This is a genomic window from Methanosarcina barkeri MS (genome assembly GCF_000970025.1).
In the GTDB taxonomy this organism is placed as follows: domain Archaea; phylum Halobacteriota; class Methanosarcinia; order Methanosarcinales; family Methanosarcinaceae; genus Methanosarcina; species Methanosarcina barkeri.
On the sequence record NZ_CP009528.1, the window covers coordinates 168,992 to 185,808 of the forward strand.

Genomic DNA, 16,817 nt, shown 5'->3' on the forward strand with positions numbered 1-16,817 from the left:
TTTAAAAAATAGGAAATTAATAACCTTATTTTAATAATCTAAGACTTAAACTGCACTAAAACTGGAAATGGCGATAAAAATGGCACTTTTAACCCCCAATGATTTGATAAATATTAATAAGCAGCTTCAGGAAGCTGACTCTGTCGTGAAAAGAGTAACAGGGCTTGATATAAAAGGCGTCTGTCAATCTCTTTATGGTACTTCCCCTAGCTCCAAAAAAGTAGGCATCGTGCCTGTAACTTCAGGAAACGGGATAATAGGAAACTTCTCGGCTTCCTTACATGTAATTACGCAGTATTTCGGATTTGACGGTTTTGTTACGGATATGCCGGATGTTAGCGGCTATTATGAAGCTGTGCAGAACGGAGCCGAGATCATCCTTATGGCAGACGATCACACTTTCCTTGCTCATAACATCAAAAATGGAAAAATGGCCAATAATCAACCCTGCACAGGTATAATTTATGCTGAGATCGCTTCCAGATACCTGAAAGCCGACTCAAAGGACGTACTTGTTATGGGGCTCGGAAAGGTAGGTTTTCCCGGAGCAGCCCAACTTGTGCAGAAAGGCTTCAGGGTTTACGGGTATGATCCTGATGCAAGACTCCTTAAGAGAGCCGTTTCAAACCTCGGGATTATTCCTTTCGACCCTGCGAATCCAAAAAAGTTTTCCATTATCTTCGAGGCGACCCCATGCGCAAACACGATTCCTGAAGCTGTACTTTCGGAGAATTGCGTGCTTTCCACCCCAGGAATTCCCTGCGCAATTTCTGAAGAACTTAAAAATAAATATGATGTTCAACTTGTAGCGGAGCCCCTTGGAATAGGAACGGTATCAATGTTGTATTCTGTGCTCTAATACCTTAATTTTGCTTTGGCAGCCGGTTGCAGCATTTCGGCAGTCTGCTGCCCTTTTCGCTATGCTCTTCTTCACTTAAGAGGATGAGCTATGGACAAGAGGAATTGCTTTTAACTCGTTAATTATTAAATCAGAACTCTGAACATTATTAATTAGTTTAAACCCTATGTACTATTGTTTTTAATTCTAAGAGTTCTGGATATTCCTTCCACAATAAGATTTTTTATTTTATGTTTTTAACCAGTACTTACTTATATGTAAGTAACTATCTTCTGTAGTGAGGATATATTCAAAATGGAATTCTAATAACTCAAATAAGAGCTAATGAGCACCTTCGGTGCGCACGGAAGGGAGTATTTTATGAGTAGTGGTTATGAACAAATTTATGAAAGCCTCATACCCAAATTGAGCAAATGCGATTTTTTAGAAGTTGCCGAACGGCTTGGCCTGTCTCTCCAGCCGGACGGTGCTCTATCTGTCAATTTTCTTGGCCGCGAGTATGAGATAAGTTCTCGCGGTATTAGCCCGACTGACGGCAAGCCGGTTAATGTCAACAACCTCAGTGTTCTGGCTTACTATTCATTGTCCAAAGGCGTGGGTGAACCTGCATTTTCATATGTGCCTTCTAATCTTGCCGGCACAGGAATAACATTCAGCACAAATACAAAATGGATGACTGATCCGCTTGGTAAAACATTCAGTGGAGATTATGCAACATTCAGTGAAACTATGTGCAAATTAGGTGGGGTTTTTAATGGCAAGCTGAAATCGGGCGGCTATTCGTGGCTTCTGAAAGCATTGCCTAAAATCCTTCTCCAAATCGTTTATTATGATGGAGATGATGAATTTCCTTGTGAAGTTCAGGTTCTGTTTGATAAAAATGCTTCACGCTTTCTGGAATTTGAATGTCTGGCTTTTTTAGAGGGATGCCTTGTAAGAGCGATGATTATGACAACCAAAACAGGAGATACAACCGGATGGGTGTAATACTTATGTATATAATGTGAAATGCAAGATGTTTCTCATCTAATAAATCGAAGAACTAAGTTTATATGAATAAAAACACTATTCAATTAACTTATTAACGAGTATAAATGTTTTTTATGAATAGATATGAACGAGACTAATCAGCAAATACTATATTACGCAAGGAATTTTTTGCAATGTCGGGGCTATAATGGATTTAGTTACAAAGATATTTCTCAGAAATTGGGAATAAAAAATGCAGCAATTCATAATTATTACCCCAAAAAAGAGGATCTAGTTGCAGCTTTGCTCGAAGACAGCAGAAAGAATTTAGCTGCAAATATTGCTCAAATAGTGGACTCCGGAGGCTCAGCCCGTGATCAGCTTCAATACTACTTTGATTACGCATTAAAAGAGTTTGATGAAGGCAAAAGAATCTGCCCTCCAGGCTCGGTAATTCTCGATTTTGAGGAACTTCCGGAGAAAGTTAAAAAACAAAACCTTTTGTTGATGGATGACATCCTGACCTGGATTTCCAGAGTTCTTAAAGTGGGTCTGGAACAGGGGGAGTTTAATTTCTCTGGTTCTACAGAAGCACGTGCAGAATTAGTAGCTGAAGCCTTGATGGGTGCCAGACAATTCTCCAGTATAAGAGGAAGAAAAACGCTTGTTAGATCTATTTCTCTAATTAAGTCCGACCTTGGGTGGAAGGACTGATTTTTTTTCTCCTAACCGCTACTTACTTATATGTAAGTAAGTATATTCTATTGCTGAATCAATCTATTGCTAAATCAATCTATTGCTAAATCAATCTATTGCTAAATCAATCTATTGCTAAAAAATTAGGTTTTCTGGCATAACTTATGTGGAGATATCTCAATGCCCACTATGAGTATTATTTCATGCAAGATAATGCAGGACGAAATTATCTGGATTCTTGAAAATGATCCTTCCATTGATGAGATCCTCGTAGTTGATAATGAAAATATCCGGGAATTTGTAGAAAAGCTGGATAAAATAAACCTTCATTATAAAGTGCTCTCTCTGGAAGACATTTCCTCACTTCCCAAAATCAAAAGCGAATGCAAGAAATACACGGTTCTGATTCATCTGATGGAACTTGGTCTTCATAGAAGTCCTAAAGAGTTGAAAATTAAGGTATTAGGAGTTACGCAGTTGGCTCCTAGCATATTGTTTTTTCCAAACTTTCAAATATTTGAATTAATTTAACGTGTATTGGGGATTCCTTAAGTATTCTGTCACTGCCACTCTTCTAATTTTCATAGCACTTTCAAACCAGGATATTCCACTTTTGATTCTTTGTAATTCCAGTCTAAGAAAAGCTCTTAATGAGAACATTATATGTGCTCTTTGTGATTCTTCCTTTCTTGCCTGACATTTTTCGACACCACAGAACTGTTTTATTCCCCTATGATATTCCTCAATTTTCCATGACTTCTTTGCCAAATCTTCACGTTTTGCTTCATCCATCTCTTGCACATCTGTAACCCAGTGTTGCGTGTCTCCATTTTTTGAAACTATCCTAAACACCTTTACAAATCCATATGCTTTGAGGTGAACCACACGTCCTTTTGGAGGAATATCTACTGTTTCAAGTGGCACATTTCCCTTGTTGTCAGGATTTACCAAACGATTATTTTTCAATCTTGTAAGGAAATGCCACTCTTTCTGTCTAATGGCTTTAAGGTTTTTCACACTTGCATACCATGTATCAAATAAAACGAATTTGGGATTAAAACCACGTTCTTCGGCCTTGTCAAGCATATCACGGAAATGGTCATTCTTTGTTTTGTCGTCTACATCGATGTTATAAATTCGAAAATCGATAGGTATAACGGTTGTACCGTCAGTCCAAACTAAGGTAACCAGGCCTATTCCCTTTACAGTACGATGATGTTTTCCACTCCACATACGACGAACAAAAGCAATTTCTTCTGCGTATGGTTTATCTAATGTTGAATCATCAACAATTAGGTATCCTCCCTTAAGCTTGACATAACTTTTTACTTCCTCCCATAGTGCTTCCGTGTCTGGAGGTTGCCTTTGAAGGCAACGAGTAAAAGCATCATGAGAAGGAGCATTAGCTATGTCTGGATAACATCTAGCAGCTTCAGTACAGCTAAAAACGTTAGAAGCCGCAATGAGAAAATTAATGTAGTCAATGTCGGTACACTTAGGTGGATTTATGTCCATAACTCCGTACGTTTTTAGAGAAACACTAAGCCATAAGTATATTTATAAAGATATCAAGTTTTCGGCATTTTAACTGCGTAAGTCCTAGGTATATGAGACTATAAAGACTCTTGCTCCTTTTTCATCTGGGATTTTGCTCTTTTACGGTTTATGTGGAAATGTATTAGGAGACGTTGAAAAAGATTTTCAACATAGTTCAATATCATGTCCGGTCCGTATTCTCAAAGATAAAGATCACAGGATTGTAGATGACTGCATAGGGGCTACCGTGGGAGGTGTCAAAAACTATCTAAGGATACTCAAAAGTGTTAGTGATGCTGGAACATATCTTTTTACTCCCATGTACAGCAAAGGCTGGAAGGAACTGCTTGATCTGAATAAGCTAAATAAAGACCCTGCCAAAGCATTGAAATTAATGAAAAAGACCCACGAAATGATTGGTTACAAAAGAGTTGCTAAGATTAATACTGGCCTTAACTACACTGAAAATTTCGACGCTTCTATTCGGGAATTTGCAGATTTATTTGATTTCGAAATTTTGGAATTCGATGATGGTAATCAGGAAATTTTTAAAGATTGCTATAACGAACTCAAAATGGAGATTTAGGATAAATCAAAATGTTGACAAATTTTATATTTGTAACTGAATGGTGAGCGGATGCCTGTACTTAGCATAATTGCCTGTGAAATGCTTGAAGACGAACTTGCATATGTCCTCTCAGAAGACCATGACTTAAATCAATTGATTGTAGTTGAAAACAGGCAAAGTTTCAGGTTTGTTCGAAAGCTTAAATCCAGAAATTGCCAGCCAAGACTTTTTCCTTTGGACAAAGTACCTATTTTTTTAAAAGAGGCAAATAACTCTGTATATAACTCCGTATATAGCTCTGTATCTGTGAATATTTTAAAATTTTTATTGAAATTCCCGTTTTTTAAGAAAATACCTCATAATTCCAGAGGAAAGAGTAAAGAAAAAAACAAGGAAAAGCCTATTGTCGTTGTAAATACTCTGAAGCTTGGTCTGCACGCAGATTGCGAACTCTTAAGATCTGAAATCTACCAGAATATCAGGAAAATGGCAACTTTTTCAGATGGTATTCTTATTTTCTATGGAAATTGTGGTCACTCTTTAAGGAACACAGCAGTGGATTTTAAAGATCTTCCTTGCTCTCTTTATTTTCTCAAAGATGAAAACGGAGAGATTGTGGATGACTGTATCAGCGTAGCTCTTGGGGGCAACGATAATTATGCTGAAGTTATGCAGAGTGGGAAAGGTATAGGTATGATATACTTGACTCCTATGTGGGCTTCCAGTTGGAAAAAAATGAGAATGGAATCCAACAACACTTCTGACTTTAATGACAGTTTTTTGAAAAAGCATTACAGAAAAGTTGTCAAAATCAATAACAAGATCTCAAAAAGAGATGAATTCGATAAAAATGTCTTAAATTATTCCCAGACTTTTGATATGAGTATTACTGAAATGGAAGGCAGTATGGAAATAGCAAGTAAGTCCTATCTAAATGCCAAAAATGATGTCTGCAAAAAAGTAGTATTAAATTAAAAACAATTAAAAGAGTATACTGAAAATCAAAGAAGGAAAAACAAAATCCTGAAAACAAATCCCGAAGACAAATCCCGAAGATAAATTCCTTCATATTTTCAGATTTTTCTATAAAGTCCAAGAGTACTTAGAGTCAGAGCAGTAGCGTTTATATCATCGTCCTTATTTCCCCAGGCTCCATTTTCATGGACATTTTCAAGGAGCCAGTGAACTGAATCTTCAACTTCATCTTTAAAACCTGCAAGAAGCAGGGCTTGAATTGCCAGGTTGCTTGTGGAAATATGTTTCCAGCCGTCATCCGTCCTTCTTTTTGAAAGGATCCATCTGGCTTTTTCCTGGATAAAAGTCTCAAAGGTTCTGGTTTTTGCCAGATTATCCTGCTTTTTGAGAGCTGTAATTATAAGGGATGTGGTGCCTACCTGTTCCCAGGCAGGGCAATAGTTTTCAGATAGCCAGTTGCATCCGTCTTTATCCTGAGTTCCCATGTCTGCAAGAGCTGCAAGGGCATAGGCTGTGTCGTAAACGTCTCTGTTCCAAGAGTTTTCTCTTTTTCTGGCAAGCAGCCATCTTGCTGAAGCCATAAATACGATTCCTTCTGTAGAAAGGGCTGAGCAGGCCCTTGCGGTGTCCCTGATTGAAGAGTTCCAGGAACCGTCGTTATCCTGTTCAACAATCAGGCGGGTTATGTAAGGGTTTGGGAGTACCCATAGGGCATGTGCGGATAATGTACTTGAAAGTTCCTTTACGGACTGAATTCGCTGGGCAGAGAGCCATTCAAAACTGTTTTTCACAATATCAAATTCCAGGTTGCTTGACATTTGATTGTGCTTTTCGGGCTTCACCTATTAAAACTTGACTAACACCTCCCCTTTCTTTTTCTCTTATGGACATTTTAGAGTCAGAGCCTAAATGAATGCAAAACTATATATATTTTGCATTATTATGCATAACTATGCGCCCTAGAAAACGAAGGATGGTGGATTTCGAATATTCGGCAAGGCAGTTTAGGCCTTTCAGTCCAGAAAACGAAATTCCCGAAGAAATCTTGCTGACAATAGACGAACTCGAGACCATGAGACTCAGCTTTCTAGAAAAGCTTTCTCAGAGTGAGGCTGCAGTCCATATGGAGGTTCACCAGTCCACTTTTCAGAGGGCGCTGAAAAAAGCACTTGAAAAAGTAACTGAAGCACTTGTTTATGGAAAAGCAATAAGAATTGAAGGAGGAGATTACAGGATGCCAGGAGGAGACGGTACAGGTCCTGCAGGTCAGGGTCAGGGTGGCGGCGGAAGACGTCGCGGACAGGGTCGAGGCCAGGGAGGGCGATTCGGCGGAAGTGAAGGAACCTGCGTATGTCCTGCCTGCGGGTATGAGACTCCCCATATTCCGGGGGTTGCCTGCAACCAGGTGAAGTGTGAGAAATGTGGAAGCCCTATGGTCAGAAAGTGAGTTAAAAAGTAGTTTGAAAAAAGAATGTTGAAAAAAGAATGGGAGAAAAAGGCCAACTAGGGTTTTTTACCACTTAAGGTCAGTTTGTCTTGTCAGGGTTGTTTAAAGATTTTACCTGATCATATTATGACTTCATAAAATTAATAGTAAATTAAAGATACAATGAAAGGAGTTGGAAACAATGCCAAATGGAGACAGAAAAGGTCCGATGGGTGATGGACCAAAGACAGGAAGAGCTATGGGTTACTGCTCAGGTAGTGACAGTCCGGGTTATATGACCAGAGTTCCCGCAGATGAAAGCCGGAACATTGGCCGCGGAGCTAAACGTGGTGCAGGTCGAGGTGCAGGCCGTAGAGCAGGTGTGGGTTTCTGCTGCAGGAAAACTCCCGTTTTTGGAAGAGTTGGGGGGTTTGCTGCCCGAGGTAGGTCTCCTGGATATTTCTATCCTGAACCTGCCCAGGTCAGGGAAGAGTCAAATATCGATGCCCTTGAGGACCGGATAGGATCCCTGAAACAGGAACTTGAAACTCTTATGAATAGTTTGAAGAGACCACGGCTCCGGGAAAGTGATGAAAATAAATAAATAAATAAATAAATAAATAAATAAATAAATAAATTGATAAATAAATTGATAAATAAATTGATAAATAAATTGATAAATAAATTGATAAATAAATTGGCAAATAAGTTCAGAAATGAGTTCGTTAACGAGGCAATCAATTGGTGAATTTCTAATTCACTCATCGATGAGTTTTAAAAATAAGTTTCTGGTGTAACATAGAGTGATTTCCATCTATATCCTTGGAAGTCCCTTCTAGGTTTTCTGTTTTTCAGATCCTGATTTTTTATGAAAGGAAGAGTTAAAATATGAGGTCAAGAATCGTTTACGGCCCGATTCTTTCAAGAAGGCTCGGTAGGTCTCTGGGTATAGATATAATAAAAAATACCAATTCGAAAAAGAATTGCAACTACGACTGCATCTATTGTCAACTCGGGCATGTTGAACTAAAAATCAGAAGTCCTGAGGATGTAAGGGAAGCTGTGACTCCGGAAGAGGTTTCCAAAAGCCTTCAAAAGGTCATTAGCAATGTTGAGGGACTGGATTATATTACGTTTTCCGGCACATGCGAACCTACACTGAACCTTTCTTTAGGGGAAATGATACGGAATATCAGGAAAATAAGTGAGATTCCTATCTGCGTAATTACGAATTCTTCTCTTCTGGGAAGAGAGGACGTTCAAAATAATCTGGCAGAGGCAGATTTAGTAGTTGCAACCCTTGTTTCTGGAAATGAAGAGACCTGCAGAAAAATTCATAGACCTGCTCCGGGTATTAACCTGAAAGAAATAATTGAAGGTTTGAGGAAACTCGCAAAAGCTGGAATTGGAAAGAGACTAGCACTTGAGGTCATGCTCCTTGAGAACGAAGCTGGCGAACCCCTAAATTTTACTGACGAAGAGATCGAAGAGCTGGTAAAAACAATAAGGTACATATGCCCAGATGAGATTGAAATTTTAACAGTAAGCCGTCCTCCTTCTGAAAAATGGGTGAGACCAGTTCCAGAGGAAAAGCTAAAGGAAGTTGCAAAACATTTCATTTCTGAATTTGGAGAGGAAACAGTAAAGTTAGTTTTGAAAGGAAAAAAGAAGAAAGTAAAAGTGTTACGTACAAATGTGGACGAGGAGGTGTACGCCCTTCTTCTCAGAAGACCCTGTACTTTCAAACAAACATGCCAGAGTTTGAATATTGATCCTAAGAATCTCTCTTCTGTTCTCGAGAAATTGCTTGGTGAAGGCAAAATAGAAATAATAAGCTCAGAGGTTGAAAAGTATTACAGGGCAAAATGAACTTAATAAAAATGTACAATGCTAACTGTCTATGTGCAATGTTAGCTGCCTATGTGCCCTGCTAGCTGCCTTTATCTTAAAAAATAATTTTTAGAGGAAATAATAATTTATCATAGAATTAAGTTTTTTTTGATTACAAGAAAAGGGCTGTAGATTTTGGTTCTCAACTTCAAAATTGAGATTACTTTTTAAGCTTCTGAAAAAAAGAAGATCTTCCCAATTTATATTTCCTCTGTTACAATTTATACCTCCTCTGTTATAATTTATCTAGGAGGGCTCCTTTTTGCCAGTTCTTGATCAACTGAGGGAATTACATATTCATTTTTATCGATGCCTCTCAGTTTGGCAATAATTTCATTGTCGTTTTCTTCCTCTTCGACCTGTTCTTCAACGTACCACTGCAGGAAAGAGGCTGTGGTTTTATCCTTCTCAGCATTGGCAAGCTCTACCAGTTCATGAATTGAGCGGGTGATGAACTGTTCATGCTTCAGTGTTTGCTGGAACATATCCATAGCAGTTCCAAATTCCATAGGTGGCTCTTTGATCTCCTTAAGTTTAACCTTCCCACCCTGGTTGTTTACGTAATCGAAAAGCTTCATTGCATGAATGTTTTCTTCTTCAACCTGGACTCTAAACCAGTGGGCAAAGCCCGGAAGCCCAACTGATGAACTATACGCTGACATCGCAAGGTACAGATAAGACGAGTACAGTTCTTTATTGATCTGTTCATTCAGTGCTTCTTCCATCTTTTCACTAAGCATTTGTTTCCCCCCATTCTCGAATTTACACCCTAATAATTCTACTCTTCAATTCTTCTTTTTGAAGCCAGATCTACGCACGCCATTGCTTTTTGTTCAATCTTTTTTTCAAAAATATTGTTTTAAAAAGTTTGTTTTGAAGCCAGATTCACGAACAACCTTTTCTTTTTGGTTAACTTTTTTCAAAATGTTGCCTGACACAGCTTCCTTGATTTTTAAATTCTGGATTTTCACTGCGTCTCTTCGTATACGATGTTTTCTGAGACTTTTTTATTCCTTTTACCGCAACTGAAGATTCTTTCAGGTTTAAATCTCGCACGTACGACAAGTACTGGAACCTTTGCATGCCTTACAACTTTTTCTGATACGCTTCCAAGCATGAAACGTTCAGTCCCGCTTTTTCCAGTAGACCCTATGACAATCATGTCAACTTTATGATTCTCAGCAAAATCCAGGATTTTTTCAGCCGGATTTCCTTTAAGCAGTATAGGCGTAGCTTCTATTCCGGCAGCTTTTGCATTTTCTTCTATGAGACTTATTGCCTCACTACCAATTATCTCAAACATCGCGTAGACATTTTTTACAGACGTTTCATCCATCAGAACTGAGTCAAGAAAAGTTACATCGATGACATATATAGCATAGATCTTTGCCCCACTGCTCCTCGCAATTTCTATCCCGTAATCCGCTACGTTTTCAGAAGCTTTTGAGCCGTCAGTAGCTATCAGAATTTGTTTTTGCGGTTTGGATTTAAGTTCGCTGCTCTCCTCTATACCTACTCCCCCTCCGTACGTACTCTCCTCTGTACTTACTCCCCTTAGATATGGATCTATTATTTGTTGTTAGATCTGTTGTTAGATCTGTTTTGTTAGATCTGTTGTTACTGAGTCAATATCGGAATCTATCTTATTGTTTACTGATTTATATTTTTACAATTGCTTTTGTGATCGGAGACTTCATTACTCAAAAGATAAGTTCCAAAGATAAGTTCCAAAGACAAGTTCTAAAGACAAGCTTTAAAATAACAAATTTTGAATTTGAGATTGGTTCACTAAAATATTCCGGTTTTTGTCCTTTTTACGGTCTTTTTCTGTGTATGGCAAGTACCGGAACCTTTGCGTTCCTGACGATTTTTTCGGATACACTTCCAAGAAGGAGGCGTTAGACATCGTTTTCCCCTCACTTAACCGTGTATCTATTCCGGTATTTATTGCCTGTGCACCATTCTCCGAAACATCAGTAAGCAATCAGGATCTTTTCTTAAAAATCTCTCCCCACACCCTTTTTCTTCCCCGTCTACCTCGATTTAAGCTGATTCTTTGACTTCGCGGTCTTAACAATAATCAAGTTGTTTCTAAAAAATTAGATCATCTAATTTAGCTAGATCATCTAATTTAGCTAGATCATCTAATTTAACTAGATCATCTAATTTAGCTACTCATAACTGGTTATTCCTGTATCAATTTTTTCTCACTTTTGTGTCGTTCTCGAACAACCAGAACCGGAATTTTTGCATGCCTTATAACTTTTTCAGATACGCTTCCAAGTAGTACGCGCTCATATCCACTTTTTCCAAGCGAACCCATTATGATCATATCGATATTATTATCCTCTGCAAAAGTCACGATCTTCTCAGCCGGATGGCCTTTAAGCACCCTGGATTCAACTTCCACTCCTGCAGCTTTTCCAATCTTCTCTATATAAGAAGTTGCTTCACGTCCTTCTTTCTCGAATTCTTCAAGCACTTTGTCTGACCAGATTTTATCCAGCGGAACTGAGCGATAAGGTGTCGTATCGATGACATAAATAGCATATACTTTTGCCCCACTACACCCAATCATTTCGATTCCAAAATCTGCAGCTTCGTTTGCAGTTTCTGAGCCATCGGTAGCGATTATTACCTGCCTTCTCGGTTTGGATTTAATTTCAATATTTCCTTCCATAATTACCCCTCGTATTCTCTATTTGTGTCTATGAATTTGTATTCTCGCATTCTGGATTTTCATACTTTTTCAGGCTTGAAATTTTCTCAGTATGTTCAAATCCACAGGCCGCAATCAGAATCCTTCAAATTTGTGTTCTATATTCTGACCACTTTATTTTACCCTTTATTTGAATATTGATGTGTTCATATTAATAATTTTCATCCAATTATTCCCAAAGATAAGAAAAAGTGTCCATGAAGGCAAAAAGTATATACATTGAAATATAATTACTAAAGAGGAGGGCAGATCTTGAATAAATTGGGAACCAGGTCCACTCACGTCTTATTTTCAAAAAGTTTCTTTTTAATATTCTTTATTTCTATTGTTGCTTTCACCTTCGGCAGCGGCTGTATCAAGAATTTTGAAGAAGAGAGCTACTACAATATTAGGGATATGGACATCTCAGCAGACCGTACAGGGGCGGCTTTCATAGACCTTAATGTCACAACGTACGTCGAAAAAGTTCAGGGGGACAGTGCAAAGAACACCTCGCTTCTCCTTAAAGCCTATAGTCGGCAAAGCGGGCTGCTTGAAACTCAGAAGAAGATAGAAATCGGGGCGCTAAAGAAAGGAGAGACGAAATCAGTGAGTCAGGTTCTGACCCTTCCGAAAGCTGGAGGATACGATCTCCAGGGTGTTCTTTTTGAAGATAATGTGCAGAAAGGCAATGGCAAAATCAAGGTTTATAACCTGGATGCTTTGCCTGCCGATGTACAGGAAACTGGGCTTGGGATTCCCGAAATGGATTTCCGGGTGAAAAAAGTGGAAGGTGGAAAAGTCCTTGTTGAAAGTGATATCTATCTGACAAATGAAGGTAGGGAAACCAGCAAAGATTTTCGTATGCTTGTTAAGGTCCGCGAAATGGATGCCGGACTACTTGCGGATAAAATCTGGACGCGCACAGGAGAAATCAAACCTGAAGCCACAATTATCCAGACTGTCAACCTGACAATGCCTGATCAGTACAATTACATTGTCGAAGTCCTGATCTGGAACAATGACACAATAGTCGAGCGCGGAGAGGGCTATATCCAGCTCAGCCCCATAGTAGAGGTCAAAGAAAAAAATACTACTCAGGCTCGAGAAATCCAGACAAGTGAATTTGAAAATGTTGTGGAACGTGAAATGATTCCTGAAGAGGAATCTATGGCCGAAAAAGAATCCGCACCAGGATTCAGCCTATCTTTATCGGCAATCCTGCTCTGTTCGGCAGCAATTCTCAGGAGGCGGTTTGCGTGAGTGAAACCTTAGATATTAGGCCAGAGCCAAAAGCGGAAAAAGTGTTAGACTTGAGGGGAAATTTCAAAAAAGGAATCTTCCTTATCTCAATGCTACTTCTTCTTGTAGCTACTTTCCAACTTTATTTTTCCATAGAGCAGATAATTGAAATCTGGTTTGAAAATCAATATATCCCAATTTTCAGGGCTGTTTACAATTTCTTTGTCTTGATTGCAAGTCTGTACATAATCAGGCTTTACGTTGTAAAGCGCTGAAAAAAGAAAACACTTGAAAACAAAAACACAGGAAAACGAAAATACTGGATCAAAAAAACGCTGGAAAAAGGAAAAGCTGAAAAGCGAAATACGCTGGAAAAAAGAACAGCTGAAATATGAAAAGCTGAAAAACGAAAAACGTTGCAAAAAGTTTGAAAATCAGAAACTGCTAATTAAGGGAAGTCTGAAAGAAAAGATTCGAAAAGAAAATCTGAAAGGAAAATCTGAAAGGAAAATCTGAAAGGAAAATCTGAAAGGAAAATCTGAAAGGAAAATCTGAAAGGAAAATCTGAAAGGAGATGTCTGAAAGGAAAAGTTTGAAGTCTCAGGCCTTTTCCATCAGTTTTTTTACGGTTTCAAGCACCAGGACTGCATCTTCCCTTTTTACGTCAACTTCATCGCCTGTACAAAAATCCAGAACGGATTTTTTCTTTTCTTCCGGGATCAGTCCCTTTTTCACTCCTTCTTTTACAAGCCCGAAATAGCTCCGGTCAGGGTAATAAGTGTCAATTGCAAGTTTCAGGAGACCGTCATGTTCTTCTTCACTCACAAGTCCTGAAGTGAGTGCGGCTTTCAGCGTTTCTCTTATATTGACAAGAGGCACGGAAATGGGTTCGAATGTGTCGGGATTTGTGCTTACTGCAACCTCATCATCGGATTCGATTACACCGTCCCTGTACCATTCGTAAACCTTTCCTACTCCTATCATTCCATGAGTATCCAGTTCCGAAGCTCGGAGAGCTCCCATGCTTGCTCCTCCGACGACCTTTACTCCTGAATCAAGCGCAGACAGAATCTCCCTGTGCCCTACAGCCGCCCTGTCAAAAAAGATTCCATCTATTATTCCTATGATCTTATACCCTTCCTGGACGAATTTTTCAAGCTGGAATCTGCGTACAGGAGGCTGGTAATTTGCCCCGAGAATTTTTCTTGCGTCCTCATGGCTGATGCTGTTGCCTGTAAAGATTACCGCTTTTGCTTTCATCATCTCTTCCACGGCTTTTCATTTTTGTTTCTGGAGAATCCTTTCTTCCTCTGGGAGCCGATTCTTTTTCCTTTACGATCACGATCAATAGTAAAAAGTTCAAAGCCTGGAATTATTACTCGGACAACTGGCACTTTAATTTCTTCTCTTGAGAGGTCTACCACCAGCACTCTTTCGGTAAGGCCCTTAAGTTTTTCGAGGATCACATCGATATTTTCTACAGGGCTTTTTCTGGACAGGTCCTGCACTTCGGAGAGAGAAATCTTTTCTCCTTCTTCAAACCAGAACCGGTTCAAACGTTTCATGCGGTCGTATCCTACGCTTCGGATAAAACCTTCCCTATCTGTATCTTCCCTTGCTCCCTGAATTTGAACTAACCGTGACTGGGCAGCTTCAGTTATGGCCCGTGAAACTGCAATTTCGGGTTTCAGGTGGGATCCTGCCCCCATGACAAGAAGCGCAGGATCCTTCAATTTTACGTCGTCAGTTACTGCAATTACTGTCGGAATGCCAGTATCGCTCGGAACCAGCCAGAGTTTGAGTTCTATTCCTGCATCTTTAAATTTGCTGGCAAGTTCGTACAAATATCCGTCTTCCTCAGTTAGCACGATTTCTTTTCCGAGATTGCGAGAAAACTGTGCTATGCTGATTGCATCTCTTTCAATAACCTCGAGCATCCCGTGGAGAATAGCTTCCTCAATCACATTTCCGGACGCCAGCCCATTGGTATTGCTCAGGAAGAGTTTCTGGCATTGTCCGGGCGAGTTGTACGGATGGTAAACCGAGTTAGAGCTTACGAACACTTCTTCTTTGTTCATCAAATCGTATGCTCCAACCCATTCAAGCAAAGACTGGGGAAGATAAGGCTGGGGTAGAAGTAGTGTTTCCGGGTCGAGCACTGTACAGCTTTCTGAGGCTCTGATATAGGATTCCACAAGTGTAGGGGCGGAAATCTCACCTTTAATATTTGCGTTCAGGCCAGGCTTTTCTGCAAGGCAGCGCTCAAAGCTTTCCATTATTGCTGAAATGCGGGCTCGCTGCTCGGTCGAGCCCTTGCCTGAGTAAATACTGATCGCTCCCTTTGCGGCACTGGGGCGGATTGCCGAAAAAATATGGATTCCGAGCCTATCAAGGTTTGTAATATCTGCAAGTCGGGTAACCCCTATCTTTTTTACCTCATCTTTAGTGTTTTCCAGGGTTGTGGCTTCGTCATATACTCGCTGTGTACCTTCGAGATATGAGATCGATCTGTCAAGTTTTATTTCAGGCATAATTAGAAACCTTCCATCTCTTATTATATATTTTGTGATTTTTCGGGTATCGAATATTTTTAGGAGATTTTATGTAATTTCTCTTAAAGATTTTCTGGGAAAGATAAACATAATGCAAACACAGCGCAAACATACTGCAAATTTAATATAAACATGCCGCAAACATCTGCAAACATCTATGAACATAATACAAACAGAGTACAAACAGAATAATGCTATATATTGAAGGATCTATAAGTATGTAAGAGGGCTTATAAGGGGGTTTTGTCCGATGAGTATTAAAAAATTGTTTCTGGAAGAGAATGTAGGAGGCTTTGATCTCCTGTTTCGAACGATGTGTGGAGTGCTTTCAATTCTCGCACTGTCAACAGGTCTTGTAAAAAGATTTCCCTGGAAATGGATTGTTGCGGCGATGGCTTTTACGGGGCTTTGCAGCTCAATTCTGAGGCACTGTACTCTCTATTCTATTCTTGGGATCAGTACCGCAAAGAAAAAGAAAGCTTCTATACCGGAAGCTTGTCAATAAACAGTACTTCAGGAGATATTAATTCTCCATTTTATTTTTTAATAGATACCAATCTCAAAATTAAATCTCTAAGTTCAGGTCAGTTTTTCTTAGAATTCTATTCGATGTTTACCTTTTCTCTAAGTTTTAAATTTTCGCTCTAGTTTGTACTTTGTTCGATATATCTCTTTTATAATAGTTGGCCCCCATTCCTAAATATCTTTTCAGCTCCAGAGTTTGAAAACATATGATTTAATAAAAAGGGGAGAGTTAAAATAAAATAGGTATATATGTCTATTTTTATAATACTGTACCATAATTAATTTCAGATTTTGATTTTATAAGATTAGTATTATTTCACACAATAGTTAACTTAAATTTGGAGATGAAGAAAAATGACCAGCACAAAAAGCTGTGAAGTTAGATGTACAAAATGTAAAAAATGGTTCTGCTCACAAATTATTCAATTTGAAGATGAAGACTCATTTCTGCACTCTATAATGTACAAAAATACAGAAGAATGCCCCTATTGTAAAACAATGGTTACACACGACAAAGAAATCATGAGATTTGTAGAAAAAGATAGCAATGGTAAGGTCATTAAGGAAACCCGATACTTGTATGATTTTTAAGTTCTGTAGAAGTTCTTTGAGCTAAGAATTCCAGTTAATTTCTAAAGAATTTATCTTGTTTTAATTTAAACTATTTTATTCCAAAATTATTTCGCTTTTTTGATTTTTTTATTCCAGTTATATCTCTTATACAGGTGACCCATTATTTTACTTCAACTTTGAATTTGTTTCATTTTACGTAATCTTCCCACAATACCAAAATGGAATGGAATTTACTCAATGTTTAACTTTTTTCGTCGCATGTTGTTGTATTATGTATTTGACTTCCAACTGATTTTGAGTCTGCGAAA

General features: G+C 38.8%; 21 protein-coding genes and 1 pseudogene. 14 read left to right on the forward strand and 8 right to left on the reverse strand.

Going from position 1 to position 16,817, the window contains the following annotated elements:
- The first annotated feature begins 67 nt into the window (after positions 1-67).
- From pylD to MSBRM_RS00840, 4 genes are all read left to right on the forward strand, one after another.
- Positions 68-859 (forward strand): 3-methylornithyl-N6-L-lysine dehydrogenase PylD, encoded by a 792-nt coding sequence (pylD, locus tag MSBRM_RS00825; protein ID WP_141706396.1) that lies wholly within the window; start codon positions 68-70, stop codon positions 857-859.
- A 360-nt stretch (positions 860-1,219) separates the two neighbouring features.
- Entirely contained in the window at positions 1,220-1,846 is a 627-nt protein-coding gene (locus tag MSBRM_RS00830) for a DUF3786 domain-containing protein (RefSeq protein WP_048120615.1), read from the forward strand.
- Between the two features lie 126 nt (positions 1,847-1,972).
- On the forward strand, positions 1,973-2,542 hold the full coding sequence (locus MSBRM_RS00835; protein ID WP_048120614.1) for a TetR/AcrR family transcriptional regulator: 570 nt from the start codon (positions 1,973-1,975) through the stop codon (positions 2,540-2,542).
- A gap of 162 nt (positions 2,543-2,704) precedes the next feature.
- On the forward strand, positions 2,705-3,055 hold the full coding sequence (locus MSBRM_RS00840) for a hypothetical protein (protein WP_230668990.1): 351 nt from the start codon (positions 2,705-2,707) through the stop codon (positions 3,053-3,055).
- Here MSBRM_RS00840 and MSBRM_RS00845 read toward each other — a convergent pair.
- Positions 3,047-4,039 (reverse strand): IS701 family transposase, encoded by a 993-nt coding sequence (locus MSBRM_RS00845; RefSeq protein ID WP_048155834.1) that lies wholly within the window; start codon positions 4,037-4,039, stop codon positions 3,047-3,049. The genes MSBRM_RS00840 and MSBRM_RS00845 overlap by 9 nt on opposite strands.
- A 100-nt stretch (positions 4,040-4,139) precedes the next feature.
- Here MSBRM_RS00845 and MSBRM_RS00850 point away from each other — a divergent pair, with 100 nt between their 5' ends.
- Entirely contained in the window at positions 4,140-4,646 is a 507-nt protein-coding gene (locus tag MSBRM_RS00850; RefSeq protein WP_255361962.1) for a DUF1638 domain-containing protein, read from the forward strand.
- Positions 4,647-4,697: 51 nt separating this feature from the next.
- Positions 4,698-5,603, forward strand: a complete 906-nt coding sequence (locus MSBRM_RS00855; protein WP_048120610.1) for a DUF1638 domain-containing protein — start codon at positions 4,698-4,700, stop codon at positions 5,601-5,603.
- 98 nt (positions 5,604-5,701) lie between these two features.
- On the opposite strand, the gene MSBRM_RS00860 is transcribed toward MSBRM_RS00855, so the two are convergent.
- Positions 5,702-6,421, reverse strand: a complete 720-nt coding sequence (locus tag MSBRM_RS00860; protein WP_176722168.1) for a prenyltransferase/squalene oxidase repeat-containing protein — start codon at positions 6,419-6,421, stop codon at positions 5,702-5,704.
- 155 nt (positions 6,422-6,576) lie between these two features.
- Between MSBRM_RS00860 and MSBRM_RS00865 the strand changes: the two genes are divergently transcribed.
- From MSBRM_RS00865 to MSBRM_RS00875, 3 genes are all read left to right on the forward strand, one after another.
- Positions 6,577-7,050, forward strand: coding sequence for a DUF134 domain-containing protein (locus MSBRM_RS00865; RefSeq protein WP_230668994.1), 474 nt, complete (start codon positions 6,577-6,579; stop codon positions 7,048-7,050).
- A 181-nt stretch (positions 7,051-7,231) separates the two neighbouring features.
- Entirely contained in the window at positions 7,232-7,633 is a 402-nt protein-coding gene (locus tag MSBRM_RS00870; protein ID WP_048154083.1) for a DUF5320 domain-containing protein, read from the forward strand.
- A 284-nt stretch (positions 7,634-7,917) separates the two neighbouring features.
- Positions 7,918-8,898, forward strand: a complete 981-nt coding sequence (locus MSBRM_RS00875; RefSeq protein ID WP_048154086.1) for a radical SAM protein — start codon at positions 7,918-7,920, stop codon at positions 8,896-8,898.
- Positions 8,899-9,161: 263 nt separating this feature from the next.
- Here the strand turns inward: MSBRM_RS00875 and MSBRM_RS00880 are convergent, their stop codons facing one another.
- The 4 genes and pseudogenes from MSBRM_RS00880 to MSBRM_RS00890 form a co-directional block, all read right to left on the reverse strand.
- Complete coding sequence (locus MSBRM_RS00880; RefSeq protein ID WP_048120598.1) at positions 9,162-9,659, reverse strand: ferritin; 498 nt, start codon at positions 9,657-9,659, stop codon at positions 9,162-9,164.
- A gap of 227 nt (positions 9,660-9,886) precedes the next feature.
- Positions 9,887-10,492 (reverse strand): universal stress protein, encoded by a 606-nt coding sequence (locus MSBRM_RS00885; RefSeq protein ID WP_329957116.1) that lies wholly within the window; start codon positions 10,490-10,492, stop codon positions 9,887-9,889.
- A 241-nt stretch (positions 10,493-10,733) separates the two neighbouring features.
- Positions 10,734-10,811, reverse strand: a pseudogene (locus MSBRM_RS21955) (universal stress protein); the annotation flags it as partial.
- A gap of 293 nt (positions 10,812-11,104) precedes the next feature.
- The gene (locus MSBRM_RS00890; protein ID WP_048154088.1) at positions 11,105-11,599 is read right to left on the reverse strand and encodes a universal stress protein; all 495 of its coding nucleotides are present in this window, start codon (positions 11,597-11,599) and stop codon (positions 11,105-11,107) included.
- A gap of 291 nt (positions 11,600-11,890) precedes the next feature.
- Here MSBRM_RS00890 and MSBRM_RS00895 point away from each other — a divergent pair, with 291 nt between their 5' ends.
- The 3 genes from MSBRM_RS00895 to MSBRM_RS00905 are packed head-to-tail and all read left to right on the forward strand — an operon-like array spanning position 11,891 to position 13,375.
- A complete protein-coding gene (locus MSBRM_RS00895) occupies positions 11,891-12,880 on the forward strand; it encodes a DUF7490 domain-containing protein (RefSeq protein ID WP_048154090.1) in 990 nt (329 codons plus the stop codon).
- Positions 12,877-13,134 (forward strand): hypothetical protein, encoded by a 258-nt coding sequence (locus MSBRM_RS00900; protein WP_048154093.1) that lies wholly within the window; start codon positions 12,877-12,879, stop codon positions 13,132-13,134. The genes MSBRM_RS00895 and MSBRM_RS00900 overlap by 4 nt, the downstream gene beginning before the upstream one ends.
- A gap of 13 nt (positions 13,135-13,147) precedes the next feature.
- Positions 13,148-13,375, forward strand: coding sequence for a hypothetical protein (locus MSBRM_RS00905; protein WP_048154096.1), 228 nt, complete (start codon positions 13,148-13,150; stop codon positions 13,373-13,375).
- An 84-nt stretch (positions 13,376-13,459) separates the two neighbouring features.
- On the opposite strand, the gene MSBRM_RS00910 is transcribed toward MSBRM_RS00905, so the two are convergent.
- Both MSBRM_RS00910 and MSBRM_RS00915 read right to left on the reverse strand, forming a co-directional pair.
- Positions 13,460-14,119, reverse strand: coding sequence for a TfuA-related McrA-glycine thioamidation protein (locus MSBRM_RS00910; RefSeq protein ID WP_369815420.1), 660 nt, complete (start codon positions 14,117-14,119; stop codon positions 13,460-13,462).
- Positions 14,119-15,390, reverse strand: coding sequence for a YcaO-related McrA-glycine thioamidation protein (locus MSBRM_RS00915; RefSeq protein WP_048120581.1), 1,272 nt, complete (start codon positions 15,388-15,390; stop codon positions 14,119-14,121). The genes MSBRM_RS00910 and MSBRM_RS00915 overlap by 1 nt, the downstream gene beginning before the upstream one ends.
- A gap of 271 nt (positions 15,391-15,661) precedes the next feature.
- Here MSBRM_RS00915 and MSBRM_RS00920 point away from each other — a divergent pair, with 271 nt between their 5' ends.
- The gene (locus tag MSBRM_RS00920) at positions 15,662-15,916 is read left to right on the forward strand and encodes a YgaP family membrane protein (protein WP_048120579.1); all 255 of its coding nucleotides are present in this window, start codon (positions 15,662-15,664) and stop codon (positions 15,914-15,916) included.
- Between the two features lie 374 nt (positions 15,917-16,290).
- A complete protein-coding gene (locus MSBRM_RS00925; RefSeq protein ID WP_048154102.1) occupies positions 16,291-16,527 on the forward strand; it encodes a hypothetical protein in 237 nt (78 codons plus the stop codon).
- Positions 16,528-16,817: the final 290 nt, after the last annotated feature.